Source organism: Listeria sp. MAN/IMW/UF555 (assembly GCF_058684075.1).
The window spans coordinates 376,783-403,350 of record NZ_JBZWZS010000001.1; the positions used below are offsets into that span (position 1 = coordinate 376,783).

At 36.6% G+C, this 26,568-nt stretch carries 26 protein-coding genes; 7 read left to right on the top strand and 19 right to left on the bottom strand.

Translation table 11 applies throughout. The features are described from left to right. Positions 1-17: 17 nt before the first annotated feature. The 12 genes from AC4PG8_RS01820 to pyrH all read right to left on the bottom strand — a co-directional run bounded on the left by AC4PG8_RS01820 (position 18) and on the right by pyrH (position 14,100). Positions 18-317 (bottom strand): YlxQ family RNA-binding protein, encoded by a 300-nt coding sequence (locus AC4PG8_RS01820; RefSeq protein ID WP_003762050.1) that lies wholly within the window; start codon positions 315-317, stop codon positions 18-20. Continuing rightward, positions 310-594, bottom strand: coding sequence for an RNase P modulator RnpM (gene rnpM / locus AC4PG8_RS01825; protein WP_003752263.1), 285 nt, complete (start codon positions 592-594; stop codon positions 310-312). The genes AC4PG8_RS01820 and rnpM overlap by 8 nt, the downstream gene beginning before the upstream one ends. Before the next feature lie 14 nt (positions 595-608). Then, a complete protein-coding gene (gene nusA, locus AC4PG8_RS01830; protein WP_185539959.1) occupies positions 609-1,727 on the bottom strand; it encodes a transcription termination factor NusA in 1,119 nt (372 codons plus the stop codon). A gap of 29 nt (positions 1,728-1,756) precedes the next feature. Continuing rightward, on the bottom strand, positions 1,757-2,224 hold the full coding sequence (rimP, locus tag AC4PG8_RS01835; RefSeq protein WP_003762048.1) for a ribosome maturation factor RimP: 468 nt from the start codon (positions 2,222-2,224) through the stop codon (positions 1,757-1,759). Between the two features lie 181 nt (positions 2,225-2,405). Continuing rightward, on the bottom strand, positions 2,406-6,740 hold the full coding sequence (locus AC4PG8_RS01840) for a PolC-type DNA polymerase III (protein WP_492169959.1): 4,335 nt from the start codon (positions 6,738-6,740) through the stop codon (positions 2,406-2,408). Positions 6,741-6,845: 105 nt separating this feature from the next. After that, positions 6,846-8,552 (bottom strand): proline--tRNA ligase, encoded by a 1,707-nt coding sequence (locus AC4PG8_RS01845; protein ID WP_033533071.1) that lies wholly within the window; start codon positions 8,550-8,552, stop codon positions 6,846-6,848. Positions 8,553-8,591: 39 nt separating this feature from the next. Beyond that, positions 8,592-9,854 carry an RIP metalloprotease RseP gene (rseP, locus tag AC4PG8_RS01850; protein WP_492169960.1) on the bottom strand — a complete coding sequence of 421 codons (1,263 nt, stop codon included), beginning with the start codon at positions 9,852-9,854 and terminating at the stop codon, positions 8,592-8,594. 13 nt (positions 9,855-9,867) lie between these two features. Further along, positions 9,868-11,010 (bottom strand): 1-deoxy-D-xylulose-5-phosphate reductoisomerase, encoded by a 1,143-nt coding sequence (locus tag AC4PG8_RS01855; protein ID WP_003762042.1) that lies wholly within the window; start codon positions 11,008-11,010, stop codon positions 9,868-9,870. Positions 11,011-11,024: 14 nt separating this feature from the next. After that, on the bottom strand, positions 11,025-11,813 hold the full coding sequence (locus AC4PG8_RS01860; protein WP_070753202.1) for a phosphatidate cytidylyltransferase: 789 nt from the start codon (positions 11,811-11,813) through the stop codon (positions 11,025-11,027). Positions 11,814-11,826: 13 nt separating this feature from the next. Then, entirely contained in the window at positions 11,827-12,585 is a 759-nt protein-coding gene (gene uppS, locus AC4PG8_RS01865) for an undecaprenyl pyrophosphate synthase (RefSeq protein ID WP_003762040.1), read from the bottom strand. Between the two features lie 229 nt (positions 12,586-12,814). After that, positions 12,815-13,372: a ribosome recycling factor gene (frr, locus tag AC4PG8_RS01870; protein ID WP_003771660.1), complete on the bottom strand. Its 558-nt coding sequence runs from the start codon at positions 13,370-13,372 to the stop codon at positions 12,815-12,817. After that, on the bottom strand, positions 13,372-14,100 hold the full coding sequence (gene pyrH / locus AC4PG8_RS01875; RefSeq protein WP_003723449.1) for a UMP kinase: 729 nt from the start codon (positions 14,098-14,100) through the stop codon (positions 13,372-13,374). Before pyrH ends, frr begins: the two co-directional genes overlap by 1 nt. A gap of 311 nt (positions 14,101-14,411) precedes the next feature. Between pyrH and AC4PG8_RS01880 the strand changes: the two genes are divergently transcribed. Genes AC4PG8_RS01880 through AC4PG8_RS01900 form a run of 5 tightly spaced genes read left to right on the top strand, consistent with a single transcriptional unit; the run spans position 14,412 to position 18,533 of the window. Beyond that, positions 14,412-14,813, top strand: coding sequence for a hypothetical protein (locus tag AC4PG8_RS01880; RefSeq protein WP_003762030.1), 402 nt, complete (start codon positions 14,412-14,414; stop codon positions 14,811-14,813). Beyond that, positions 14,764-15,969, top strand: a complete 1,206-nt coding sequence (locus tag AC4PG8_RS01885; protein WP_185539963.1) for an SNF2-related protein — start codon at positions 14,764-14,766, stop codon at positions 15,967-15,969. Before AC4PG8_RS01880 ends, AC4PG8_RS01885 begins: the two co-directional genes overlap by 50 nt. Next, positions 15,959-17,263, top strand: coding sequence for a phosphoadenosine phosphosulfate reductase (locus AC4PG8_RS01890; protein ID WP_045553009.1), 1,305 nt, complete (start codon positions 15,959-15,961; stop codon positions 17,261-17,263). The genes AC4PG8_RS01885 and AC4PG8_RS01890 overlap by 11 nt, the downstream gene beginning before the upstream one ends. A 9-nt stretch (positions 17,264-17,272) precedes the next feature. Next, the gene (locus AC4PG8_RS01895; RefSeq protein WP_003762025.1) at positions 17,273-17,779 is read left to right on the top strand and encodes an IbrB-like domain-containing protein; all 507 of its coding nucleotides are present in this window, start codon (positions 17,273-17,275) and stop codon (positions 17,777-17,779) included. A 22-nt stretch (positions 17,780-17,801) separates the two neighbouring features. Continuing rightward, positions 17,802-18,533, top strand: a complete 732-nt coding sequence (locus tag AC4PG8_RS01900; protein ID WP_492169961.1) for a class I SAM-dependent methyltransferase — start codon at positions 17,802-17,804, stop codon at positions 18,531-18,533. A gap of 49 nt (positions 18,534-18,582) precedes the next feature. Here AC4PG8_RS01900 and AC4PG8_RS01905 read toward each other — a convergent pair whose 3' ends face one another. From AC4PG8_RS01905 to yneA, 4 genes are all read right to left on the bottom strand, one after another. Next, positions 18,583-18,822: a YneF family protein gene (locus AC4PG8_RS01905; RefSeq protein WP_003723442.1), complete on the bottom strand. Its 240-nt coding sequence runs from the start codon at positions 18,820-18,822 to the stop codon at positions 18,583-18,585. Between the two features lie 222 nt (positions 18,823-19,044). Further along, complete coding sequence (gene tkt / locus AC4PG8_RS01910; RefSeq protein ID WP_070753210.1) at positions 19,045-21,039, bottom strand: transketolase; 1,995 nt, start codon at positions 21,037-21,039, stop codon at positions 19,045-19,047. A gap of 146 nt (positions 21,040-21,185) precedes the next feature. Next, positions 21,186-21,413, bottom strand: coding sequence for a DUF896 domain-containing protein (locus AC4PG8_RS01915; protein ID WP_003771647.1), 228 nt, complete (start codon positions 21,411-21,413; stop codon positions 21,186-21,188). Between the two features lie 92 nt (positions 21,414-21,505). Continuing rightward, complete coding sequence (gene yneA / locus AC4PG8_RS01920; protein WP_033533074.1) at positions 21,506-21,835, bottom strand: cell division suppressor protein YneA; 330 nt, start codon at positions 21,833-21,835, stop codon at positions 21,506-21,508. A 156-nt stretch (positions 21,836-21,991) separates the two neighbouring features. Between yneA and lexA the strand changes: the two genes are divergently transcribed. Next, positions 21,992-22,606, top strand: a complete 615-nt coding sequence (lexA, locus tag AC4PG8_RS01925) for a transcriptional repressor LexA (RefSeq protein WP_160465591.1) — start codon at positions 21,992-21,994, stop codon at positions 22,604-22,606. A 29-nt stretch (positions 22,607-22,635) separates the two neighbouring features. Next, on the top strand, positions 22,636-23,157 hold the full coding sequence (locus tag AC4PG8_RS01930; protein ID WP_492169962.1) for a GNAT family N-acetyltransferase: 522 nt from the start codon (positions 22,636-22,638) through the stop codon (positions 23,155-23,157). 33 nt (positions 23,158-23,190) lie between these two features. Here the strand turns inward: AC4PG8_RS01930 and AC4PG8_RS01935 are convergent, their stop codons facing one another. The 3 genes from AC4PG8_RS01935 to AC4PG8_RS01945 all read right to left on the bottom strand — a co-directional run bounded on the left by AC4PG8_RS01935 (position 23,191) and on the right by AC4PG8_RS01945 (position 26,402). Continuing rightward, a complete protein-coding gene (locus tag AC4PG8_RS01935; protein ID WP_492169963.1) occupies positions 23,191-24,486 on the bottom strand; it encodes an arsenic transporter in 1,296 nt (431 codons plus the stop codon). A gap of 142 nt (positions 24,487-24,628) precedes the next feature. Continuing rightward, positions 24,629-25,963, bottom strand: a complete 1,335-nt coding sequence (gene glnA / locus AC4PG8_RS01940) for a type I glutamate--ammonia ligase (protein ID WP_003762004.1) — start codon at positions 25,961-25,963, stop codon at positions 24,629-24,631. A 70-nt stretch (positions 25,964-26,033) separates the two neighbouring features. Beyond that, positions 26,034-26,402, bottom strand: coding sequence for a MerR family transcriptional regulator (locus tag AC4PG8_RS01945; protein ID WP_003719570.1), 369 nt, complete (start codon positions 26,400-26,402; stop codon positions 26,034-26,036). Between the last annotated feature and the right edge of the window lie 166 nt (positions 26,403-26,568).

A 26,568-nucleotide genomic window follows, 5' to 3' on the forward strand; every position in this document is an offset into this window, starting at 1 on the left:
ACACCTCCGTATAAGATTCAACCGAGTAATTCTGCTAACTTATTAGCAAATCCTTTATCAAGTATTGCAACTATTGCACGTGTATCTTTGCCGATTGCACCCCCTATCATTTCCCGGGTACCGGCCTTTTTCACGACAACATTGTAGTATTCACACTTGTTGCGGATTGTTTTCTCGGTTTTTTCGGATATATCTTCTGAAATGAGAACGAGTTTCGCTTTCCCATTTCTAACTGCTTTTAGTACTAATTCTTCACCAGTGGTAATTTTACGTGCTCGGTTAGCAAGGCCTAATAAGGAAAGTGCTTTTTTATCCATTAGTTGGTTCCTCGAGAGTCTTCACATAAGCAATTAGCTCATCATAAAAGGACTCTTGTTCCGGCATTTTTAGTTGATGAAAAATAGCGTTTTTCTTTTTCGCTTTTTCACAAGCTTCTACATTTTTAACAATGTAAAAACCGCGTCCAGGGGCTTTTCCAGTAGGATCTATCGTAAGCGCTCCGTCTTTCGAATACGCAATACGAAGAAGTTCGCCTTTTGGCAAGCGTTCACCGGTAATAATACATTTTCGAAGGGGGATTTTTTTATTACGCATGATAATTCTCCTTTTTACTCTTCATCTTCTGTAAAAGTTTCGCTCTCTGCTTCTTCAACAACAGGTGCTTCTATGTCATTACGAGGATAGATGCCTAGTTCAGTTGCAACTGTTTCGCTTTTAATATCGATTTTCCAGCCAGTTAATTTCGCTGCTAAACGGGCATTTTGACCACGTTTACCAATTGCAAGTGATAACTGATAATCCGGTACGATAACGGTTGTAGCTTGGTCTGCTTCGTTTACAATAACATCTAGCACTTTTGAAGGGCTAAGAGCATTGGCTACGAATGTGAAAGGATCTTCTGACCATTCAACGATGTCGATTTTTTCGCCTTTAAGTTCATTGACGATAGTTTGGACACGTGCGCCTTTTGGTCCTACACATGCACCAACTGGGTCCACTTCTTCATTTGCTGTGTAAACAGAGATTTTTGAACGATCTCCAGCTTCACGAGCAACTGATTTGATTTCTACAACGCCATCATAAATTTCAGGTACTTCCATTTCAAAAAGACGTTTAAGTAAGCCCGGATGTGTACGGGATACAAAGATTTGTGGTCCTTTTGTAGTCTTTTCTACTTTTGTTAAATACACTTTGATGCGGTCATGTGCATGGTAAGTTTCGTTTGGCATTTGTTCGTTTTGAGATAAAATGGCTTCGATTTTACCAAGGTTTACATAGATAAAACGAGAATCTTGACGTTCAACAATACCAGTCATAATATCATCTTCACGGTCGATGAACTCATCATAAATGATGCCACGTTCCGCTTCACGAACACGCTGAGTAACGACTTGTTTCGCTGTTTGAGCAGCGATACGTCCAAAATCTTTCGGTGTTACTTCAAGTTCCACGACGTCACCTGGTTTGTATACTGGATTCAGTTTGTGCGCTTCTTCCATCGAAATCTCAAGACGAGAGTCAAATACTTGCTCTACCGCTTCTTTTCTAGCTAATACACGGATAGAACCGTTTTCCATATTTAAATCTACGCGTACGTTTTGTGCATCTTTGAAATTTCGTTTATATGCAGAAGTAAGAGCAGCTTCAATCGCTTCCACTAAAACCTCTCTTGAAATACCTTTATCATGTTCTAACACATGAAGAGCATCTAATAATTCTGTGCTCATTTTTTATTCAGCTCCTTATTCTTTGCTTTTTAAAATTGAATTGCGAGTCTTGCTTTGGCTACTTTGTCTTTTGGAATTTCACAAGTGATTTTGCGTGTTTTATCTGTGATAGTAATGACAAGTGTCGTGCCGTCATAACTAACAAGCGTCCCTTCCCACATTTTACGACCATCAATTGGTTCATAAGAAGTCACATGGACATATTTACCTACCGCATTTTCAAAATCTTGCTCTTTCTTCAGCGGACGTTCAGCCCCTGGTGATGAAACTTCCAAAAAGTAATTTTGTGTAATTGGGTCAGATTCATCCATTTTTTCGCTAACTTTTTCACTTACAGCTGCGCATTCATCAATGTCCACGCCACCATCTTTATCAATAAAAATTCGCAAAAACCAGTTTGGACCTTCTTTTTCAAACGCAATGTCTACAAGCTCCAATTGAAGTTCATCCGTGATTGGCGCAACAATTGCTTCTACTTGTTCTAGTACTTTACTCATTTCAGCCTCCTTAAGAGATACGCTTTTCCAGCTAATTCGTCCCCTACTTCTGCCACAGGTGACTCTTTGACAGATTTGCAAAACGAAAGCGTGGGCATTGGCCCACGCTTGGCTGAGTTATCGTAGTATTTCTTAAATAAGTTTATCACAAATTGTGACTACAAGCAAGTTTTGCCCATTTTTAGAACAATGACAGCTGATTTTGATCAGGCAATCCTTCCAAGCATCCTTGGTCATCCATGTACTGAATAATCGTTTTTGATACTTTTCCGCGTTGTTGTAAGTCTTCTTTGGATAAAAATTCCCCATTTTCACGAGCGGCAACTATTTGTTTCGCTACGTTGGTTCCAAGGCTTGGAATCGCATTGAATGGCGGAATAAGTGAGTCTCCATCAATAATAAACTCATCAGCAGACGATTTATACAAATCGACTTTTTGGAAATGGAAACCACGAGCAAGCATTTCGTTCGCAATTTCTAAAACAGTTAGTAAGTTTTTCTCTTTCGTTGAAGCTTCCATACCTTTGTCGTTTACTTCTTTCATTGTAGCTTTTACCGCTTCTTTCCCGTTTACCATCGATGTTAAATCGAAATCATCGGCACGAACGGTGAAATAAGTCGCGTAAAAATATAATGGGTGATGTACTTTGAAATAAGCAATCCGAACCGCCATTAAAACGTAAGCAGCGGCATGGGCTTTCGGGAACATGTACTTGATTTTTTTACAAGATTCAATGTACCAAAGCGGCACTTTATTTGCTATCATTGCTTCTTCCATTTCCTCGGTTAAACCTTTTCCTTTACGGACAGATTCCATAATTTTAAAGGCTAATGAACTTTCTAATCCTTGGTAAATTAGAAATACCATAATATCATCACGACAACCAATTACGTCTGGTAATTCGCATGTTTTATTTTTAATTAATTCCTCCGCATTTCCAAGCCAAACATCGGTACCATGGGAAAGACCAGAGATTTGTACTAACTCAGAAAATGTCGTTGGTTTTGTTTGTTCTAACATTTGTCGTACAAAACGAGTTCCAAATTCGGGAATTCCAAGCGTCCCTGTTTTTGAATCGATGTCTGCTGGTTTAACACCAAGCGATTCCGTAGAACCAAATAATTTCATCACATCTGGATCATCTGTTGGAATGGTTTTCGGATCAATACCGCTTAAATCCTGTAACATCCGGATAGCGGTCGGATCATCGTGCCCAAGTATATCGAGTTTAAGCACATTGTCGTGAATCGAGTGGAAATCAAAATGGGTTGTTTTCCATTCTGAGTCCGTTGCATCTGCTGGGAACTGAACAGGAGTAAAATCATAAACATCCATATAATCAGGAATAACGATAATACCACCTGGATGCTGCCCAGTAGTCCGTTTAACACCCGTACATCCAGCAACAAGGCGATCCACCTCAGCCCCGCGGATGGTCATGTTCATATCACGTTCGTAATTCCGAACATAACCAAATGCAGTTTTTTCGGCTACTGTACCAATAGTGCCTGCACGGAAAACGTAATCTTCCCCAAAAATTTCTTTTGTATAGGCATGTGCTACAGGTTGATAATCACCTGAAAAGTTCAAGTCAATATCGGGTACTTTATCCCCTTTAAATCCTAAGAAAGTTTCAAAAGGAATATCTTGGCCTTCTTTTTGATAAGCTGTTCCGCAGTGCGGGCAATCTTTATCAGGTAAGTCAAAACCAGAACCAACTGAACCATCATCAAAGAACTCAGAATCCTTACAATTCAGGCAAAGATAATGTGGTGGAAGTGGGTTTACTTCGGTAATTTCTGTCATTGTAGCGACAAAAGAAGAACCAACCGATCCCCGAGACCCTACTAAATAACCATCTACAAGTGATTTCTTAACGAGTTTATGTGAAATAAGGTAAATAACCGCAAACCCGTGACCAATAATACTCTTCAATTCTTTTTCCAGTCTAGCTTCTACAATTTCCGGTAATTTTTCACCGTATAATTGGTGCGCCATCCCGTAACTCATATTACGCACTTCATCTTCTGCGCCATCAATTTTTGGTGTGTAAAGTTCATCTTTAATCGGTTTTAAATCATCCATCCAATCGACAACTAAATTGGAATTTGTTACGACAATTTCTTTTGCTTTTTCTTCTCCAAGGAAGGCGAATTCTTTCAACATTTCATCTGTAGAACGGAAATGAACATCTGGTAATTCCGCACGATTGAGAGGATTAGCTCCCCCTTGTGAATGAATCAAAATTTTACGGTAAATTTTATCAACTGGATCTTTGTAATGCACATTCCCAGTCGCAACGACAGGTTTTCCAGTTTTTTCACCAACGCGGACAATGTTTTTTAATATTTCTTCTAACGCTTTTTCATCACGAACAAGTTCACGTTCAATTAACGGAGCATATACGGGTTTAGGTTGAACCTCAATGAAGTCGTAAAATTCGGCTACCTTTTCTGCAGCTTGCATTCCTTTTTGCATCATTGCTTCAAATAATTCACCTTGACTACATGCTGTCCCAATGATTAAGCCTTCTCTCATTTTTTTCAGCTGAGAGCGAGGGATTCGTGGTACTCGGTAGAAATAGTTAATGTTCGACATAGTGATTAATTTAAATAGGTTTTTCAAGCCTACATCTGTTTGCGCATAAATTGTTGCATGGAAAGGTCTAGCGCGTTTGTATGCATCGCCTTCTCCCATATAGTCATTTAAGGAATCATGAAATTCAATATCGTGCATTTCTTTTGCATCTTTAATTAGTTTCCAAGCTAAATATGCGGTTGCTTCAGCATCGAATACAGCCCGGTGATGTTGTTCAAGAATAATATTAAATTTCTTTGTTAACGTATTTAAACGATGATTTTTAAAGTGCGGGTAAAGGAAACGCGCTAACTCCAATGTGTCAACAACTGCATTCTTTGCTTTTTCAAGCCCAACTTTTTCATAAGCGGTATTAATAAAGCCCATATCAAAAGAAGCATTGTGGGCAACAAGGATGTCGTCGCCGCTCCATTCCCTGAATTGTTTTAATACAACATCAATCGGATCAGATCCTTTTACCATATCATCCGTAATACCTGTTAGATTAATCGTAGTTGCTGAAAGTGGATGCCCCGGATCGATGAACGCTTCAAATTTATCAATAATTTCGCCGTTTTTCATTTTTACGCCTGCAAGCTCGATAATGGTGTCATAAACAGCGGATAAACCTGTAGTCTCAACGTCGAATACACAGTAGGTTGCATCTTCTAAAGCGATATGTTGATCATTATATGCGATTGGTACTCCGTCATCAATAAGATTTGCTTCGATACCAAAAATTACTTTTAAGCCATATTTTTGACCTGCTCCGTATGCTTCTGGGAAAGATTGCGCAACGGAATGGTCGGTAATAGCAATTGCTTTATGACCCCAATCAGCTGCTTGCTTAAACAGTGAATCAACTGATGAAGTCGCGTCCATTTGACTCATCGGTGAATGGAGATGAAGTTCTGCACGTTTTTCTTCGGCAGTATCAAGACGCTTCACTCCAGCAATTTCGTTGATGTCTTGAGCCATCATAATTAAATCGCGCACAAAGGTGTCATTTTGAACACTGCCTCGTACTTTCACCCACATGCCTTTTTTCAAATTTTGGAACATGGCTGCATCTTCGTTATCACGCGAAAACATTTTTATAATCATCGAACTAGTATAGTCGGTAATTTTAAATTGCAAAAGACTACGACCACTACGAAGCTCACGAATTTCTGTTGCAAAGATGAGCCCTTGAACAGTAATACGACGTTCTTCATCATAGACATCACCAAGGCGTTTGATTTCTTCATCATCCTTGATTTTATAGCCAATTTGAAATGGACCGGTAAGTGGCGCTGCATTTGCACTGCCATTTTGTCCTTCTGCTTGACGTTTTTGCATTACTTGGACAGCTTCTGCGGCTTTTTTCTGGTCTTCTTCTTGTTTCGCCTGTGCAAAAGCTTTATATTCATCGGTTTCTGATTGATCTAGCATATGCATTTTCATTGCTAGTCGTGGAAAACCGGCTTTTCCGTAGTTTTCGATAATTTTCGCTTGGAATCGTTGTTGAATTGTCGCTTCTTCCATATCATTATGAACCGCTACTTCAATAAAATGCGGCTCTTTGAACGTAGGCTTTTGCTCCATTAAAAGTTTCCCAATCATTGGTGACTGTTTTCCAATGGGCTCAACAATCAAGTTCCAATACTCTTGAATAAGTGTTTCGTTAATCGTCTGATTTTCCGGAACTATTTGCATTTCTGTTTCTGCAATTTGGCTAAATGCACGCTTCATTCCAACATCCATCATATGAAAAAGTGCAGCTGGGAAAATTTGTGGTACGTGTAAATGAAATTGCCAAGTTTTATTTTTCTTATCGGCGACTAATTTTTCGATTTTAGCATCTTTCGTGAATTCTTCGTAAGTAGTTACATCTTGTAAACCAATTTGTGTCATTAACAGCTGAAATCGTTCTTGTTTTTCTTCCTCTTTTGCAGTCATTCCGAATAACACCCCTTTATCCAAATTTATAAAAGCCAGATGTCCCTCATGACCCGTTTTCACATGGAACGAGTGGAGTTTCATCTGGCACAATTGTATCAGTAATTATTTATCTCCAAAAAGAATTGGTAGCGTATTTAGTAGCTCATCTTGACGAACTTCAATCATTTCGCCTGTTTTTCTAATTTTCACTTCAACGATACCTTCTGCGGCTTTTTTACCAACCGTAATACGAATTGGTAGACCGATTAAGTCAGCATCCGCAAACTTAACGCCAGCACGTTCAGTCCGGTCGTCTATTAGTACGCTAAATCCTGCTTTTTGTAACGAGTCATAAAGTGATTCTGCAAATGCAACTTGCTCTTCACTCTTCATATTAACAGGAATTAAATGTAAATCAAATGGGCTAATTTGCTTATCCCATACAAGGCCATTTTCATCATTGGATTGTTCAGCAATAGCAGATAAAATTCGAGATAAACCAATACCATAGCAACCCATAATAATTGGTTGTGCACGGCCGTTTTCATCTAAAATAGTCGCATTCATTGCTTCACTATATTTAGTACCAAGTTTGAAAATATGACCAACTTCAATACCCTCTGCAAACTTGATAACGCCCTGACCATCAGGAGACAAATCGCCTGCTTGAATCATACGCAAGTCAAAATAACTTGTAACTTCAAAATCACGATTTGGATTAACATTAACATAATGATAACCATCTTCATTTGCTCCAGCTACAGCATTAACAATATCTTTTACTGCATTATCAGCAAAGACACGAATTTTTTCAGGAACACCGATTGGCCCTAGGGAACCAAAATTAGCACCGAGTAATTCAAACGCAACATTTGGGTCTACTAATTCGACATTTGTTGCATCTAAAGCATTTTTAATTTTAATATCATTTACTTCATGGTCACCACGAACTAAGACCATAATCACTTCTTCATCTACTTGATAAAGCATTGATTTCATTGTTTTCTCAATAGGAACTTCTAAAAATTCAACAATATCAGCAATAGTTTTTTGATTTTCTGTTGCTACTTTTTCAAGTTCTTTCTCAAGTTCATGCGATTTTTTCTCCATATATAAAACTGGAGCCATCTCTGTGTTTGCTGCATAATCAGAAGCATCGCTATAAGCAATGGTATCTTCGCCAATATCAGATAATGCCATAAATTCTTTGGATTCGTTTCCGCCAATTGAACCAGAATCTGCAATAACAGAACGGAATTCAAGGCCACAACGACTAAAGATATTAGAATAAGCTTGGTGCATTAGCTCAAATGTTTCATCTAGGCTTTCACTTGTCGCATGGAATGAATACGCATCTTTCATAATAAATTCCCGTCCACGTAATAGACCGAAGCGAGGACGTTTTTCATCACGGAATTTTGTTTGGATTTGATATAACGTAATTGGTAAACGTTTATAAGATTTAATTTCATCACGTAAAAGGGACGTAATCAATTCTTCATGGGTTGGTCCGAGCACAAAATCACGAGCGGCACGATCTTTTAGACGCATTAGTTCTGGACCATAATCAGCCCAACGACCAGATTCATGCCATAGTTCCGCAGGTTGAAGCGCAGGCATAAGCATTTCTGCAGCGCCAATTGCTTCTAATTCTTCGCGGACAATTGCTTCAATTTTTCTTAATGTTAATGTCGCAAGTGGTAAATAACTGTAAATCCCACTCGCTACTTGTCTAATAAAACCAGCGCGAAGAAGTAATTGGTGACTCTTTACTTCCGCATCAGCTGGAACTTCTTTTAATGTTGGTATAAATGTCATCGTTTGACGCATTTAAAACACCCCTTTTTCCCTTTATTAGTCTTTCTCTTTTTAGAAAAATGCTCGTTGTATATCGTTCCATGTCACAAGTATCATCAGAACCATCAAAAGTGCAAATCCGGCAAAATGGATAATACCTTCTTTTTTAGGATCGATTGGTTTCCCGCGAACGAGTTCGTATAAGAAGAACATCAAGCGTCCACCATCAAGTGCTGGTAACGGTAATAAGTTAACAATTCCTAAGTTAATACTTAAAACAGCAGTCCAGTTTAACACGGTCATAAATCCGTATTGAACTACTTGTTGCGTACTTGTATAAATACCAACTGGCCCATTTAGCATATCCAGTGAAAATCCACCAGTAAACATGTTACCCAGAATCGTAAATATTTGAACAATCCAATTCCATGTTTGCGAGAAGCCATTGGTTATTTTAGCAGTAAATGAAGTGTCCATTGGTGTTTCTACTCCAATTTTCCCAACTTCTTTACCATTTTCTTTTTGCGTCGCCGGTTTCACATCAATATCTTGTGTTTTTCCATCGCGATCTATTTTGAAATCAAGTGTTTTTCCCGGGTTTTCAGAAACACTTTGAACAATATCTGTCCAAGACTTTGTTTCTTTACCATTAATAGAAAGAACCTCGTCTCCTTTTTCTAGACCGGCTTGTGCAGCTGCCCCATCCGGCATTATGTTACCAAGTGTATTATCGGTACTCGGGACCCCACCTTGAACAAAAGCAAGTGCGGTAAAAATTAAAATTGCTAAAATAAAGTTGAACAGCGGGCCCGCAAAAATAGTCATCGCCCGGTTTCCTAAAGATTTTGCATTAAAAGAACGGTCATATGGCGTAATCATCGTTTCGATTTTACCATCAATAACAAGTGCATTACGTTCTACTTGGTACCGAACTTTCTTTGTGTCGTCATAGTCTTCATAGCCTTCGATAAATAGTTCTTTCTCTAAATCACATAGAGAAACTTCAATCGGTTGGGCGTTGACATATTGATCCTTACCGTTAACGATAATTTTGCTAACAGTTTCTTCTGGAGTTAATTCAAGCCCTACTCGGTAACCAGGTTTTAGCTCAATTTCTTCCCCATCTTCCCCAGCCATTCGTACATAGCCACCAATTGGTAGTAAGCGAATGGTATACTGTGTTTCTTTTTTTCGATAAGCAAAAATTTTCGGTCCGAAGCCAATCGAAAAATCTTTGACCATAATGCCAGCTCGTTTTGCAAACAAGAAGTGACCCAGCTCATGGAAAAATACAATCAGTCCGAAAACGAAAATAAAAGCAATAATAGTTGTCAAAATAGCTTCACCTCTATAAAAGTGTCTTTACATACGCTCGTGTTTCTTGATCAACTTGTAAAATAGTATCCAAGTTGGGATTAGAAATACTAGTATGACGGTTCATTGCATTTTCAACAAGCGCTTCAATATTATAAAAAGCGACTTGCCCATTTAAAAAGCCAGCAACAGCAATTTCATTTGCCGCATTCAAAACTGTCGGCATTGTTCCACCTATTTTACCAGCATTATACGCGAGTTTCAATGCCGGAAATCTTTCATAATTCACTTCTTCAAAATGAAGTGCTGAAAAATCAGTAATCCGGAATTCTTTTTCGTATGGAATAGAAAGTCTATCGGGATAAGTTAACGCATATTGAATAGGCATCCGCATATCCGGTGTGCCTAGTTGCGCAATAAAGCTTCCGTCCACGAATTGAACCATAGAATGAACAATACTTTCACGCTGAATGACTACTTCAATATCGTCATAATCCACACCAAACAGCCAGTGCGCTTCCATTACTTCTAAGCCTTTATTAAACATCGTAGCTGAATCAATCGTTAATTTATTACCCATGTTCCAATTAGGATGTTTTAAAGCTTCTTTTACTGTAACTTCGCTAAGTTGTTCCCGCGTTTTATCTCGGAAACTACCACCACTCGCAGTTAGAATGATTTTCTCAATTCTTTCCCGATTTTCACCGTTTAATGCTTGTAAAATAGCAGAATGTTCACTATCAACAGGTAGTAGTGAAATGTTCTTTTCTTTTGCAGCTTGCATAACTAAATGTCCTGCTGTAACAAGTGTCTCTTTGTTTGCTATAGCGATTGCCTTACCAGCTTCAATAGCATCTAGAGTCGGTAATAACCCAACACTCCCCATAACAGCATTTAAAAGAACGTCCCCATCTAGATATGTTGCTACTTCTCTAAGTCCATCTAAACCATTAAAAAACTTCACATCAGGAAATTCAGATTCCAGTGTCACACGGTCTCTCGTATGCCAAACAGCTACCATTTTAGGTTTAAATTCTTGAATAATTGCCCGGCCGCGCTCAATATTACGTCCAAAACTAAAAGCAACAAGTTGAAATTTTTCCGGATTTTCTCGAATAATTGTAAGTGTTTGCGTTCCAATAGAACCAGTTGCGCCCAGTAAAATAATTTTTTTCATTATCCCATCTCCAATTAAATAATTTGAAGTATATGTAGCAGAGGTAATACGAATAACAAACTATCAAATCTGTCTAAAATACCGCCATGTCCAGGTAAGATTTTCCCAGAATCTTTAACACCGTAAAATCGTTTCAAGGCTGACTCTACTAAATCTCCCAGTTGACCAAAAATAGATAAAAATACTAGAAGCGCTAAAACAAGTGCTATATTTCCTGGTAGTTCTGCAAAATAATAAAAACCTCCTGCAATTACAAGTGCGCAAACAATCCCACCGACAAAACCTTCTACCGTCTTATTAGGACTAACATTTGGTGCTAATTTATGCTTACCAATTGCTTTCCCAATAAAATAAGCCCCCGTATCGGTTGACCACACAATAAATAATGCAAAAAGGACATACATTAATCCAGCTTCCCGAGTTAGTGCTAAATAATGGAACCCAAATCCAGTATAAAAAGCAGCAACCATACAAATTCCAACTTGATCAAAATGGAATTTATTGCGAGAAAACACCGTATTAGCAAGTAAAAGTGCCATTAAAATAAAAATAACTTCCATTTCAGTAATATGCAGTTTATCTAAAAAGTCCAAATATCTATCTGGCACGACAACTAACCACATTAATAGTAAGGTAATTATTCCATTCATCGAAAAAATTCGTTGTTTCGTCATTACAAGCACTTCATATAACGCAATAGTTGCAAGTAAAATACTTAATAATTCAAATGGAATTCCCCCGTAAACAACAAATGGAATAAAAAATATAAGCGCAACAACTGCAGTAATAATTCTCGTTTTCAATCTTTTTTCCTCCCTAGAGCCCTCCAAAACGACGCGACCGATTTTGATATTCAATAATCGCCTGTAAAAAATCTTCTTTTGAGAAATCAGGCCAATGTGTTTCTGTAAAATAAAATTCGCTATAAGCAAGTTGCCATAACATAAAATTACTTAATCTCAGTTCCCCGCTAGTACGAATTAATAAATCAGGATCCCCAAGACCGTGACTCATTAAATGATCATTCAGTAATTCTTCTGTTAAGTCCTCAGATGATTTGCCCTCTGAAACAAGTTCTTTCATCGCTTCTTTTGCTGCTGTGATAATTTCTGAACGTCCACCGTAGTTAAGCGCAAAATTAAGCGTAAGACCTGTACAATGAGCTGTATCCGCAATTGCTTTTTCTACTGCACGCATTGTGTGTTCAGGCAAATTTTCTCGATACCCCATCACATTAACACGAACATTTTCTTCTATCAACTCTGGTACAAAAGAGTCAAAAAATTCTACAGGTAGTTTCATTAAAAAATCCACTTCATCTGTAGGTCGTTTCCAGTTTTCAGTTGAAAAAGCATAGAGTGTAAGAACATCAATGCCTATCGCGTTTGCATATCGTGTAACTCGTTTAACAACATCCATACCTTCTTTATGCCCTGCAATTCTCGGTAAGAAACGTTTTTTTGCCCATCTCCCATTTCCGTCCATTATAATTGCGACGTGACGTGGAATTGGCAAATCTTCTGCAAGTTCACTATTTAATATATTTTCATCTTGTCGAAATAGCTTTTTAAACATCATAAATCCTCCAATTGATACACTTCTTAGAGCATGTCTATACCTATAATAACAAAAAAGAATCAATTAATGTACTAAAAATTCCATGTGAACAGATGAGATTTTCATGAGAGAGATGGAATTGCCCATTAAAAAACATTCCTAACCCAACACATATGGAAAGAATTAGGAATGTCACTTCAACTTAAAAGGTGTTTAACCCTATTTGTTACTATTTGAAAAGTATCAATTAAACTTCTAAGATTTCCGCTTCTTTGTCTTTCGTGATGCTATCGATGTTCTTGATGCTTTCATCTGTTAATTTTTGAACGTCTTCACCGTAAGAACGTAAATCATCTTCAGTGATGTCGCCATTTTTTTCTAGTTTTTTCAAGTCTTCATTTGCTTCACGACGAATGTTACGAACAGCAACTTTCGCTTCTTCTGCTTCTTTTTTCACTTCTTTAACTAACTCTTTACGACGTTCTTCTGTTAATTGTGGAATAGATAAACGTAGTACAGAGCCGTCATTATTAGGTGTTAAACCTAAATCTGATTTTAAAATTGCTTTTTCGATTTCACCTAAAATAGTTTTATCATAAGGTGTAATAAGCAACATTCTAGCTTCTGGAACGCTGATAGATGCCATTTGGTTTACCGGTGTAGCTGCTCCGTAATAATCGACAGTTAAGCGATCAAGTAATGACGCGTTAGCTCGACCAGCACGGATAGTACCTAATTGTCTAGTTAAAGCTTGTTCTGCTTTTTCCATTTTTTCTTTGGATTTAGATAATACTTCTTTACTCATTATTTTTTCCCCCTGACAGTAGTCCCGATTTTTTCACCTAAAATAACTCGCTTGATATTATTACCTTGTTCAGTAAATGAGAAGACGATTAATGGAATATCATTGTCCATACTTAGTGATGATGCTGTTGTATCCATTACTTCTAAACCTTCTTTAATAACATCAAGATAAGAAAGTTCTTCATATTTTTTCGCATTTTCATCTAATTTTGGATCGGCATTGTAGACACCATCTACATTGTTTTTCGCCATTAAAATTACATCTGCTTCGATTTCAGCTGCTCTAAGTGCTGCTGCAGTATCAGTAGAGAAGTACGGGTTACCCGTTCCACCTGCAAAAATAACTACGCGACCTTTTTCAAGATGACGAATTGCTTTACGACGAATGTACGGTTCAGCAATTTGACGCATATCAATTGATGTTTGTACACGTGTTGCAACTCCAATATTTTCAAGAGAATCTTGTAAAGACAAGGAATTCATAATAGTCGCAAGCATACCCATTTGGTCTGCTGCTGCACGGTCCATTCCCATTTCACTACCAAGTTTACCGCGCCAGATATTTCCGCCGCCAACTACGATAGCTACCTCTACTCCTAATTCTACTACTTCTTTGATTTGAGCAGAAATTAAATTGACTACGCTCGGGTTAATTCCAAAGCCATCATTTCCCGCAAGTGCTTCACCGCTTAATTTTAATACAACTCGTTTATAATCTGGGGTATCCATAATAGCCTCCAATTTCATATTCTATTCATAGACAGAAAACTTTTCCATCCACCATTATCTATTCTACTAAAAAGCTAGCTATTACAAAAGTGTTTTCTATCAAAAAGTGAAAAAACATTTTAAAATTCACAAAATCTCCAAATTTTATTAGCTAAATTACTTACTTTGTCATTTGTTAGACACCCAAAACAGTATTTTTTCACAATTAAAATGGTTTTGTAAAGTATCATAGCTGTATTTATGTTAAAATAAACACATAAATAGCTAAAAAATGAACGAAAATGACAAAACACACGGGAGTTTTAGATTTAATGGTAAAATGGAACAAAATTTATACATATAGCGAAAGAATTGAAGAATGGGAAAAACAAACAATTATAGAAATACCCTCTTATAGTGAATATGCGGGTTATTTTTTCTTATTGCCGCGAAAAATGGTATTTTCTGTTTCTCCGGATTATAGTTATTTTTATTTTCCAGATACATGGATTTTTACATTAAAAAAGCATACCGAAAAAAAGAGTATAGATGCAGCAACAATGATGCTCCTTTTTAAGCAGGAAAACGAAGAAATAATGCAACATTTTCAAACAAAAAAAATAAACGATAGTATCGTCAAAGTTCGTACACATATACCTAAAAAAATTGAAAAAGATGTGATAATTGCAAATGACCTTATTAGACAACCAAATACAAGCAATACAGAAACTTAAACAATATAATGTTGGCGCTTTATTTATGAAACCCGGTGCAGGCAAAACACGTGTAGCTTGCGAATTAATTAAGGAAGTAAGTCCTGATTATGTCTTGTGGATCACGCCATTCCAGACGAAAGAAAATCTCGCTAATGAGATTAAGAAATGGGGCTATGAATTTCCACAAGATATTATTGGCATTGAATCCCTTTCCAACTCAGATCACTTATATCTAAAATGCCGGGACAAACTAAAAAAATCGTCTAACAGCTATATTATTATGGATGAAAGTTTAAAAATAAAAAATAAACACGCGCTCCGAACGCAACGAGCCATTAAACTTTCTCGATTAGCACACTATCGACTAATCATGAATGGAACTCCATTAAGCAGAAATATTTTAGACTTATGGTCGCAACTAGAATTTCTCTCTCCTAAAATATTGAACTTAAGTTTTTCCCAGTTCAAAAAAACATTTTGCGAATATGTAACCATTACCCAAGTATCGAAAAACAAACAACAGTCAATGGACATTATTAAGAAATATCATAATTTAGAGTATTTATACCAATTAATCGCTCCTTTTACATTCTCTTCTTCGCTTGAATTAAAAGTCAATTGGCATTATATTCGTCACGATTTCACTATAGACGACGAACTTTTGCAAAAATATTATGAAATAAAAGATGATTACCTTCAAAAAGCAGCTGCTTACACAATTAATATTAATTTTCTAGAGATGTCCCAAGTAATGCAACATTGTTATTGTCTCTCTTCAGAAAAATTCACTATTGTCGAATCTTTAATTGCAGGAAAAGAAGCTACAACCATCATTTTTTGTAAATATAAGCGATCAGAAGAAGCATTAATTAAAGCGTTTCCTAATGTAAAAATTACCACTTTTGCTAAATCGTCTTACGGGCTTAATTTGCAATATTATAATCAAATTATTTATTTTGACAAAACATTTGATTATTCTCAGCGCGATCAATCAGAACGTCGGATTTACCGCACCGGCCAAACACAAGACTGTTACTATCATGATTTAAGCGGAAATGTTGGTCTAGATAACCTAATTGATTCAAACATTTCTAAAAAAACGAGTTTATTGCATGAATTTAAAAAAGAACTCTCACAAAAAAATTCTTTTGAGGTGATTATGGATGCTTTCTAAAACAGTCTTTGATGCTTCCCAAGAAAGAATGGAAGTTATTTTTTCCGAATTCGATAACATCATTGTGTCATTTTCTGGCGGTAAAGATAGTGCTGTGATGCTTCATTTAATGATTGATTATATAAGAAAAAATAATATTCAAAAGAAAATTTATGTATATCATTTGGACTATGAAGGTCAATATTCAGCGACGAGTGATTTTGTAGCTGAAATGTTAACTAGTAACTTAGATATTATCGAGCCGCTTTGGTGTTGCCTACCTATTGCAGCCCAATCCGCAGTTTCGATGTATACCGACCACTGGATACCTTGGGAAAAATCAAAACAAGATATTTGGGTAAGAGAAATGCCTGATTATCCATCTGTGATAAATGAAGACAACGCCCCTTTTGATTTTGATTTCCATACAATTTGGGACTACGAATTCAACAAGAAACTTATCCACTGGCTGCATACTAAAAATAAAGCTGAAAAAACCATTGCCTTAATCGGTATTCGACAACAAGAATCGCTCAACCGCTATAATGCGATCCATAAAAAAGAACGCATGTATAAAAATTATAATTGGACTACTGAAATTTCCAAAAACATATATAACGCCTACCCGATTCATGATTGGTTAGTAGAAGATATATGGACTGCAAATGCTAAATTCGATTGGCCTTACAATAAAATTTACGATTTGTTTTACCATGCCGGTTTAACTTTAAACGATATGCGCGTCGCTAGCCCTTTCAATGATTCCGCAACCGAGAGTCTTAAGTTATATCGCGTAATTGAACCTGCGCTTTGGTCTAAATTAGTTGGTCGCGTGAACGGAGCCAATTTCACAGCTATTTATGGTGGAACTTCAGCGATGGCATGGAAAGAAATTAATTTACCTCCAAACCACACATGGAAATCTTATTTGGAGTTTTTACTTACAACGTTACCAAGTTATACAAGAGAACGTTATTTAAAAAAATTTAAAACAAGTATTAATTATTGGACCGAAAAAGGCGGCGCTTTAAAAGTAGAAACCGTAGAGGAATTAAAAAACTTAAATGTACAAGCTGACTTTCTTGGAAAACCTCAAAATAAACGTACATATTCCAATCCCATGGAAATTGTTCGCTTCAAAGAATATCCAGATGACTTGAAAATCAAAGAATTCGCCAGCGTTCCAACATATAAAAGAATGTGTATCGCTATTTTAAAAAATGATTATACCTGTAAGTATATGGGTTTTGGTCAAACCAAGCTTGAATTAGAGAAAAGAAAACATGCATTAGAGAAATATAATAATATTTTATGAGGTGATATAATGAATTATAAAAGCCCAGTATACAACGTCACTCCCATTCACTACACCAAACTTCAAGCAAATAATTATAATCCAAATACTGTTCCAGCCACGGAACTAAAACTACTAGAAAAATCTATTTGGGAAGATGGATTTACACAACCAATCGTTTGCTATCCCTTGGAAAACTCTGATAAATATGAAATAATAGACGGGTTTCATCGATATACTATCATGCAGACTTCTAAACGGATCCGCGAAAGAGAAAAAGAATTATTACCAGTAGTTATTTTAGAAAAAGATACCGTAAACCGAATAGCTTCTACTATTCGTCATAATCGTGCTCGCGGTTTCCATAACGTAGAACTTATGTCTTCAATTGTTGGCGAATTAGCAGATAGCGGCATGTCAGACAGTTGGATTATGAAAAATATTGGAATGGATGCAAATGAAATCTTACGCTTAAAACAAGTGAGCGGCCTTACTCACCTCTTCTTAGATAAAGAATTCAGTAAAGCTTCTGATTAATTGAAGAAAAGAGGAATTAAAATTGAAAGAAAATAAATACGATGACAAAGAATTTTTTGAACAATATAGTCAAATGCCTCGTTCTAAAAACGGACTTGCAGCAGCTGGAGAGTGGCATGAATTTAAAAAACTTCTCCCAGACTTTAATGGAAAGACAGTGCTTGATTTAGGCTGTGGATTTGGTTGGCACTGTATTTATGCAGCTGACCATGGTGCGAAGAAAGTAGTTGGAATTGATTTATCTGAGCGCATGTTAACCGAAGCAAAACAAAAAACTACTTCAAATGCAGTTAGTTATAAACAAAAAGCGATAGAAGATATGGATAATGAACCAGAGATGTATGATGTTATTATGAGTTCACTCGCTATTCATTATGTCGCTTCCTTTCAAGACATTTGTAAAAAAGTCCATACTAATTTAAAAACCGGTGGCGAGTTTATTTTCTCTGTCGAACATCCAGTTTTTACCGCGGATGGCAGACAAGATTGGTATACTGACGAAACTGGTAATAAGTTACACTGGCCAGTTGATTGCTATTTTAACGAATCGATTCGAACAACCCATTTCCTTGGCGAAGATGTAAAAAAATACCATCGCACCCTTACAACTTATATCCAGACACTCCTTCAAAATAATTTTGAGCTTAAAAGTGTTATTGAACCAGAACCGGCTCCAGAACTTAAAAATTTACCAGAAATGCAAGATGAATATCGTCGTCCAATGATGTTAATTATTTCAGCAACTAAAAAGTAATCAAAAAACCCTTCTAATTATTATAGAAGGGTTTTACTTTGTTAAAAGATTATTTCTTTGCTTTTTTTGGTTTTTCTTTTTCTTGCTGTTTGTTCATCGCGCTCATCATTTGATTGATTTTCTTTTGTGATGGTTTTTGACCCATTTGCGCCATCATCATTTGTAACATTTGTTCGTTAATTGGCGGATTGTTTTTTAAATAGCTCATCATATAACGTCTTGCAATAAAGAATCCTCCCGCAAGACCAGCTAGTAAACAAATAATGCCGACAAGAATGTAAATCCACATAGTCTCTTTTCTCCTCCTTGAAACAAAATCCTCTTTTATTGTACTTGATTTATATTAAACAGACAATACTTTTCAAGAAAACTTATCATCTAGATCAATTTATCAATAAAAGCTGCAAACAACCTCGTAATTATACCATTAAAGGCACCCCTGCGCAATCTATAAAAGCATAAAAAAAAGACCGCCCTAGATAAATATACTAGACGCGGTCTGTTTGTTTAATTAAAGTGATTTTACTGTATTAACAACGTTTTCTACAGTAAAGCCATAATTTTTAATAACTGTTTCACCAGGAGCAGAAGCACCAAATTTGTCAATTCCAATCACTTTACCGTCTAAACCAACATAACGTTCCCAACCAAAGCTAGCACCCATCTCTACTGCTACACGTTTTCTAACAGCATTTGGTAAGACGCTTTCTTTGTATTCAGCTGATTGTTTTTCAAATAGATCGAATGATGGCACGCTCACAACGGATACATCTGTTCCTTGAGCTTGAAGTTCTTTTTGCGCTTCAACAGCTAAATTAACTTCAGAACCACTTGCAAGAATAATTGCTTCTGGAACCTCACCTTTAGCTGGAGAGATAACATAAGCACCTTTTTTAACGCCTTCTGCAGATAATTTCGCAGAATTTGGTAAAGTTGGTAATCCTTGACGAGTAAGAACAAGCACATGTGGAGTATCTGTAGAAGTAATCGCTAGTTTCCAAGCCTCTACTACTTCATTTCCATCAGCAGGACGGATAACAGAAAGTCCTGGCATAGCACGTAAGCTTGCAAGTTGCTCGATTGGTTCATGGGTTGGCCCATCTTCCCCAACAGCAATACTATCATGTGTCATTACGTATGTTACAGGTAAATGTTGGATTGCGGATAAACGAATCGCAGCACGTACATAGTCAGAGAATACAAAGAATGTACCTCCGTATACTTGTAACCCGCCGTGTAGTGCCATACCGTTTAACGCTGCACCCATTGCAAATTCACGAACACCAAACCAGATATTTCTTTCTGCTGGTGTTTTTTTAGTGAATTCACCATCTGTTTTAATTGTTGTATTGTTAGAACCAGCAAGGTCTGCTGAACCACCAAAAATAGTAGGTATTTTCGCAGCTAATGCATTGATAACCTCACCACTTGAAGCGCGGCTAGCAAGTGCTTTAGAATCGTCATATACTGGAAGATCTGCATCCCAATCAGCTGGTAACTTGTTATTTAAGCTATCTTCTAATTGTTTAGCAAGCTCTGGGTATTTCGCTTTATAAGAAGCAAATAATTCTTTCCATGCTGCTTCTGCTTTTTCACCGCGTTCCCCAATAGTTTCTTTAAAGCGAGCTGTAACTTCTTCAGGAACAAAGAATTTTTCTTCGTAGTTCCAACCATAAGCTTTTTTCGCTTCTAAAATACCTTCGTCACCTAGAGGAGCACCATGAACTTTACTAGTACCTGCATTAGGAGCACCAAAACCAATAACTGTTTTAACTTCAATCATTGTAGGTTGTGATGTATTTTGTTTTGCTTTTTCAATAGCAGCTAGAATTTCAGCTGTATCATTACCATCTTTAACTAATAAATGTTCCCAACCATATGCTTCAAAGCGTTGTTTTACATTTTCAGAGAAAGATTTGTCTAAATCGCCATCAAGAGAAATATCATTGGAATCGTATAAAACAACAAGTCTTCCTAGTTGTTGGTGACCTGCGTAAGAAGCCGCTTCAGAAGCAACACCTTCCATTAAGTCTCCATCCCCGCATAGTGCATAAGTATAGTGATCCACAACTGGGAAACCATCTTTGTTATATTTTGCTTCAAGATGTCTTTCTGCCATAGCCATACCAACAGCCATCGCAATACCTTGACCAAGTGGACCAGTAGTTGCATCTACTCCATCAGTATAACGATATTCTGGGTGACCTGGAGTTTTACTTTCCCATTGACGGAAGTTTTTAAGGTCTTCTATTTCTAATTTGAAACCACTTAAATGTAATAAACTATATAAAAGCATTGAGCCGTGTCCAGCAGAAAGTACAAAACGATCACGGTTAAACCAATGTGAATTTTTAGGGTTTGTATTTAATACGCGAGACCAAAGTGCATAAGCCATTGGAGCCGCTCCCATTGGTAATCCCGGATGACCAGAATTTGCTTTTTGAATTGCATCAATTGATAATGTACGAATTGTATTTACTGCTAAACTATCTGTGTTATCGAACAAATGAAACATCCTCTCTTCAATATAATTTTAACTACTTTTAATAATAAGCCTAAAAAGCAATTAACACAACTAATAATTGCTTTAAATTGCTTAATTGATTGGTATTTTTGTTCATTTGCGCAAAAATGTTCATTTGGTACTAATTTTTACTTCTTATTTTTTCTCATTTGTTTTATTTTATGCGGTGTTACATCATTTCCTTTAGGGTCAATAATCGTAGTATTTTCGATTGTTCCCTTCATATGAGTGCGAAACGACTTAATATATTCTTTTCTTAATTTTTCTTGTTCTACTTTTTCATCAGCAGTTAGAGTCCCTGCTTTTTTCTTTTTAGAAAGTTCATTGATTCTATCTATTTTAGCTTTTTCTAGCATCACACTTCATCCTTTTCTTCATTATATTAAAATAAGAAAGTAGCTATATCGCTACTTTCTTTATTATATCATAAACGACACTAAAATCGTTTCTACTGGTTTGCTAATTGAATAGTACTATCGCTTCTTTGTAACTTTGTTTCGTGTACTGGTATAACTACAGAATCCCCAGCTTTCACATGTCCATCTGTAAGGTTATTTTCTTTTTCAACCCAAGATACAAAATCTGCTTTTGCCATATCGCTCTTCGCTGCATATTGGTCTGCAATTGCCCAAATAGAATCCCCTTCATTTACATCTACCTCAGAATACTCACTGCCACTCCCAATAACAGTGCACATCAATATAATTCCTAGAACTAAACAAGTTATTACAAATATAATAGAAACATAAAATTTATCCCAAATTAATTTTAAAGTCATTAATAATCCCTCCAAAAAAGAATGTACGTTCGCTTTTCTATATTATAGAACGGCCGTTCGCATATGTCAATAAAAAACGAACCTTTGTTTGCATATTGGATTTTCTTTTGCTATACTTGATTTATAAAATAACCATTAAATCAATGAGGTGAAACCATGAAAATATCTAAACGTCAACAAGATATATATGAATTTATAAAATCAGAAGTAAAAGAAAAAGGTTATCCACCTTCCGTACGTGAAATCGGTGAAGCTGTTGGTTTAGCATCTAGCTCCACAGTCCATGGCCATCTTGCTCGACTTGAAGGTAAAGGACTAATTAGACGTGACCCTACGAAACCTCGTGCTATTGAAATTTTGTCTTTAGAAGATGAAGCAGAGACGCCGAATGTAGTCAATATCCCAATCATCGGTAAAGTTACTGCCGGAATGCCTATTACAGCGATTGAGAATATAGAAGAATATTTCCCACTCCCTGAATATATGGCTGCAGGAGAAACCAATGTCTTCATGCTTGAAATCGACGGAGAAAGTATGATAAATGCCGGGATTTTAGATGGAGATAAAGTAATTGTTCGACAACAAAGTTCAGCAATTAATGGCGAAATTGTCGTAGCGATGACTGAAGAAAATGAGGCGACTTGTAAACGTTTCTATAAAGAAGCGAATCATTTTAGATTACAACCAGAAAATGATGCACTAGAACCAATTATCTTAAATAACGTTACTATTTTAGGCAAAGTTATCGGTCTTTATAGAGATATTCACTAAAAGCTATATTTTGTTAGGCGGTTTTTATATTGATTTATTTTGAAACAGATAGACTAATTGCAAGAGATTATGTAGCAAGTGATTATGTTCCCTTTAGCGAAATGAACGGTGACAAAGTCGTAATGAAGTACTTTCCATCTACACTTTCAAAAGAAGAAAGTAATGCTTTTTTAGAAAGAAATCAACAAGAATTAACGGCACTTGGCTACGGACTTTTTGCCATTGAAGAAAAATCTACTGGCGAATTTATTGGTTTTACCGGTTTTCATGAAGCAACTTTTGAAGCTGCGTTCACCCCTTGTATCGAAATTGGCTGGCGCTTAAAGAAAAGTGTATGGAACCAAGGTTATGCAACCGAAGCCGCACTAGGAGCTCTCGATTTCGCCAAACAGAAAACAACTATCGATGAAATTTACAGTTTCACCGCTATGTTAAATAAGCCATCAGAACAAGTAATGAAAAAAATCCATTTTACAAAAGTAGCTACATTTATGCATCCTGCTCTAGCGGAAGGACATCCTTTAAAGCCACATATTCTTTATAAAGCATAGTAAAAACCCTGTACAAAATTGTACAGGGTTTTCTTAGCTCCAAATAAGGAGTGAAATATAAAGTCCGACGAGTGTAATAAACAATACTGGAATAGTAATCACAATACCTATTTTAAAATAAGATCCCCAGCTTATTTTTATCCCCTTTTGAGCTAATACATGTAACCATAGTAACGTTGCAAGCGAACCGATTGGCGTTATTTTAGGTCCTAAATCAGATCCGATAACATTTGCATAGACTAAGGCTTCTTTCATTACTCCTGTAAATGAAGTATGATCGATTGCAAGTGCATTAATCATTACAGTTGGTAAATTATTCATTACAGACGACAATATCGCGGCAATAAAGCCCATCCCAATCGTGCCTACGAAAAGCCCATAATGCGCAATATATGAAATAGCCTCTGCTAATAATTTAGTAATGCCAGCGTTTTGCAAACCGTATACGACGACATACATCCCGATCGAGAAAAACACAATATTCCACGGCGCCCCTTTTAAAATCTTCCTTGTAGAAACAGCATGACTCTTTCCACCAACTAGCAAAAAGATAAACGCTACAAGTAAAGCGATAAATGACACTGGAATGTCCAAAAAGCTACTTAAGAAATATCCAATCACTAGAATGATAAGTATTCCCCATGAAATCCGAAACATTTTTTTATCTTTAAGCGCAGAAGCCGGCTTACGAATTCCACTAATTTCATAAGTTCTAGGTAACGCTTTTCTAAAATAAATATAAAGAACAATAATACTCGCAACCAACGAAAAAAGCGTCGGAATCAACATTATTAATGCGTACTTTGAAAAACTAATGCCGAAAAAGTCAGCCGAAACTATATTCACTAAATTACTAACAACAAGCGGTAAAGAAGTCGTATCAGCAATAAATCCACTGGCAATGATAAAGGGAACCACCTTTTTTTCATCAAAATTAAGCGCACGCACCATCGCCAAAACAATTGGAGTTAAAATCAGAGCTGCCCCATCATTCGCAAAAAGGGCTGCCACTAGAGCTCCCAAAATAGAAATAAGTACAAACATGAGTAATCCGTTCCCTCTTGCTAACCTTGCCATATGTAACGCTGCCCATTCGAAAAAACCAATCTCATCTAAAATAAGTGAAATAATAATAATTGCAATAAAAGCGAGTGTTGCATTCCAAACGATGCCTGTTACAGTTACAACATCTGTTAAAGTGACAACGCCAAGTAATAATGCGAGTAATGCTCCAATACAAGCGGACCATCCAATCGACAAGTTTCTAGGTTGCCAAATAACAAATATAAGCGTTAAGGCAAAAACTAAAACAGCTAAAGTAATCTGCATACCTGCCCCTTTCCCTAGCAAATATTAATCCCTTTTGCTAGCACATTTATAAATATATGCCTCAATCACCAAAACATCAAACATTTGATTTTCAATTGCATAAAAAAAGCTCGCTCCCAAGTCGGAAACGAGCTTTTTAATATTAATAAATTTCAAGATATTGTTCACGTTCCCACGGATGAACCGCTGTACGGAACATATCACATTCAATTGTTTTCGCTTCAATGAAATGTTCGAAAATATGTTCACCTAAGCCATCACGGATGATGTCATCTTTTTCAAGCTCGATTAAAGCATGACCTAAGCTTTCTGGTAAATCATAAATTCCTGTTGCTTCACGTTCCTCTTCGTTCATGCCGTAAATGTTACGGTCAACTGGCGCTGGAGGAGTTAGCTCATCTTTAATGCCGGACAAACCAGCTTTTAGAAGTACAGCCATTGCTAAATATGGATTAGCGGATGGATCCACACTACGTAATTCAAGACGAGTACTTAATCCGCGAGAACTAGGAACACGTACTAGTGGGCTACGGTTTTTACCTGACCATGCAATGTAACATGGTGCTTCGTATCCAGGAACTAAACGCTTGAACGAATTAATTGTCGGGTTAGTAACAGCTGTAAATCCACGAGCGTGTTTTAACATACCCGCTAAGAAATGATAAGCTGTTTTGCTTAATTCAAGTTCGCCTTCTTTATCAAAGAACGCATTACCTTCTTCTGTAAATAAGGACATATTGAAATGCATTCCTGAACCATTTACACCAAATAGTGGTTTCGGCATAAATGTAGCATGTAAACCGTGTTTGCGAGCAATTGTTTTAACTACTAACTTAAATGTTTGGATGCTGTCACACGCAGTAATTGCATCTTCATATTTAAAGTCAATTTCATGTTGACCTGGAGCTACTTCATGGTGAGAAGCTTCAATTTCAAAGCCCATTTCTTCTAATTCAAGTACAATGTCACGACGACAGTTTTCGCCTAAATCAGTTGGCGCTAAATCGAAGTAACCACCGCTATCATTTAATTCAAGTGTTGGGCGACGATTTTCATCTAGTTTGAACAGGAAGAATTCTGGTTCTGGTCCTAAGTTGAATTCAGTGAAACCTAGCTCTTCCATTTCTTTAAGTACACGTTTTAAGTTGGCACGTGGATCTCCTGCAAATGGTGTCATATCAGGATTATAAATGTCGCAAATCATTCTTGCTACTTTCCCTTTTTCAGCTGTCCAAGGGAATACTACCCATGTGTCTAAGTCCGGGAATAAATACATGTCGGACTCTTCAATTCTTACAAAACCTTCTATGGAGGAACCATCAAACATAATCTTGTTATCTAGTGCTTTCTTTAGTTGGCTAACAGGAATTTCCACATTCTTTATTATCCCGAGAATATCCGTGAACTGTAAACGAATAAATTTTACATTTTGTTCATCTGCAAAGCGGAAAATGTCTTCTTTTGTATATTTTGCCATAATCTAAATTCCTCCTAAATAATCTTTTTATATTAACTTCTAAATAAAGTAAATACCTCTTCTAATCTTTTTAAAACCTTGGTAATTGTTGTTTTCCTGTGGCATCTTGTTTTACAAAGCGGCCGGCTTGTTGCATTTCTTTTCTAAGTATTTTGCGTACATCATCATCTGTCAAAGGTTCTTTTGATTCTTTTTGCTGCATTTGATACATTTTCTTAATTCCCGCAATATTCAGACCATCATTCAAATAATCTTTTATCTCTAGCAAAACATCAATGTCTTGAAGTGAGTACAAACGGTGATTTCCTTGATTGCGTGCTGGATGGATTAATCCTTGGTCTTCATAGTAGCGAATTTGTCTAGCGGTGAGATCGGTTAGCTTCATCACAGGCCCAATTGGAAACAGCGGCATCGATCTCCGGATTTCCTTTTCACTCACGACAATTCCCCCTCAAAACATAATTATTTTTTGATGATAGTAGCATTATAATGTACGTCAGATGTTTTGTCAAATTTATGTAAGATTATCTAACATCTCTCACAAACCCATATATATCAACATTTTTACAACAAAAAAACCACGATAGAAACTACCGTGGTAAAAA

What these genes read in the sequence shown, in the direction of transcription:
- AC4PG8_RS01820 (WP_003762050.1), bottom strand. Translation starts at nt 317, where the DNA reads ATGGATAAAAAAGCACTTTCCTTATTAGGCCTTGCTAACCGAGCACGT.
- rnpM (WP_003752263.1), bottom strand. Translation starts at nt 594, where the DNA reads ATGCGTAATAAAAAAATCCCCCTTCGAAAATGTATTATTACCGGTGAA.
- nusA (WP_185539959.1), bottom strand. Translation starts at nt 1,727, where the DNA reads ATGAGCACAGAATTATTAGATGCTCTTCATGTGTTAGAACATGATAAA.
- rimP (WP_003762048.1), bottom strand. Translation starts at nt 2,224, where the DNA reads ATGAGTAAAGTACTAGAACAAGTAGAAGCAATTGTTGCGCCAATCACG.
- AC4PG8_RS01840 (WP_492169959.1), bottom strand. Translation starts at nt 6,740, where the DNA reads ATGACTGCAAAAGAGGAAGAAAAACAAGAACGATTTCAGCTGTTAATG.
- AC4PG8_RS01845 (WP_033533071.1), bottom strand. Translation starts at nt 8,552, where the DNA reads ATGCGTCAAACGATGACATTTATACCAACATTAAAAGAAGTTCCAGCT.
- AC4PG8_RS01855 (WP_003762042.1), bottom strand. Translation starts at nt 11,010, where the DNA reads ATGAAAAAAATTATTTTACTGGGCGCAACTGGTTCTATTGGAACGCAA.
- uppS (WP_003762040.1), bottom strand. Translation starts at nt 12,585, where the DNA reads ATGTTTAAAAAGCTATTTCGACAAGATGAAAATATATTAAATAGTGAA.
- frr (WP_003771660.1), bottom strand. Translation starts at nt 13,372, where the DNA reads ATGAGTAAAGAAGTATTATCTAAATCCAAAGAAAAAATGGAAAAAGCA.
- pyrH (WP_003723449.1), bottom strand. Translation starts at nt 14,100, where the DNA reads ATGGATACCCCAGATTATAAACGAGTTGTATTAAAATTAAGCGGTGAA.
- AC4PG8_RS01880 (WP_003762030.1), top strand. Translation starts at nt 14,412, where the DNA reads ATGGTAAAATGGAACAAAATTTATACATATAGCGAAAGAATTGAAGAA.
- AC4PG8_RS01890 (WP_045553009.1), top strand. Translation starts at nt 15,959, where the DNA reads ATGCTTTCTAAAACAGTCTTTGATGCTTCCCAAGAAAGAATGGAAGTT.
- AC4PG8_RS01895 (WP_003762025.1), top strand. Translation starts at nt 17,273, where the DNA reads ATGAATTATAAAAGCCCAGTATACAACGTCACTCCCATTCACTACACC.
- AC4PG8_RS01905 (WP_003723442.1), bottom strand. Translation starts at nt 18,822, where the DNA reads ATGTGGATTTACATTCTTGTCGGCATTATTTGTTTACTAGCTGGTCTT.
- AC4PG8_RS01915 (WP_003771647.1), bottom strand. Translation starts at nt 21,413, where the DNA reads ATGCTAGAAAAAGCTAAAATAGATAGAATCAATGAACTTTCTAAAAAG.
- yneA (WP_033533074.1), bottom strand. Translation starts at nt 21,835, where the DNA reads ATGACTTTAAAATTAATTTGGGATAAATTTTATGTTTCTATTATATTT.
- lexA (WP_160465591.1), top strand. Translation starts at nt 21,992, where the DNA reads ATGAAAATATCTAAACGTCAACAAGATATATATGAATTTATAAAATCA.
- AC4PG8_RS01935 (WP_492169963.1), bottom strand. Translation starts at nt 24,486, where the DNA reads ATGCAGATTACTTTAGCTGTTTTAGTTTTTGCCTTAACGCTTATATTT.
- glnA (WP_003762004.1), bottom strand. Translation starts at nt 25,963, where the DNA reads ATGGCAAAATATACAAAAGAAGACATTTTCCGCTTTGCAGATGAACAA.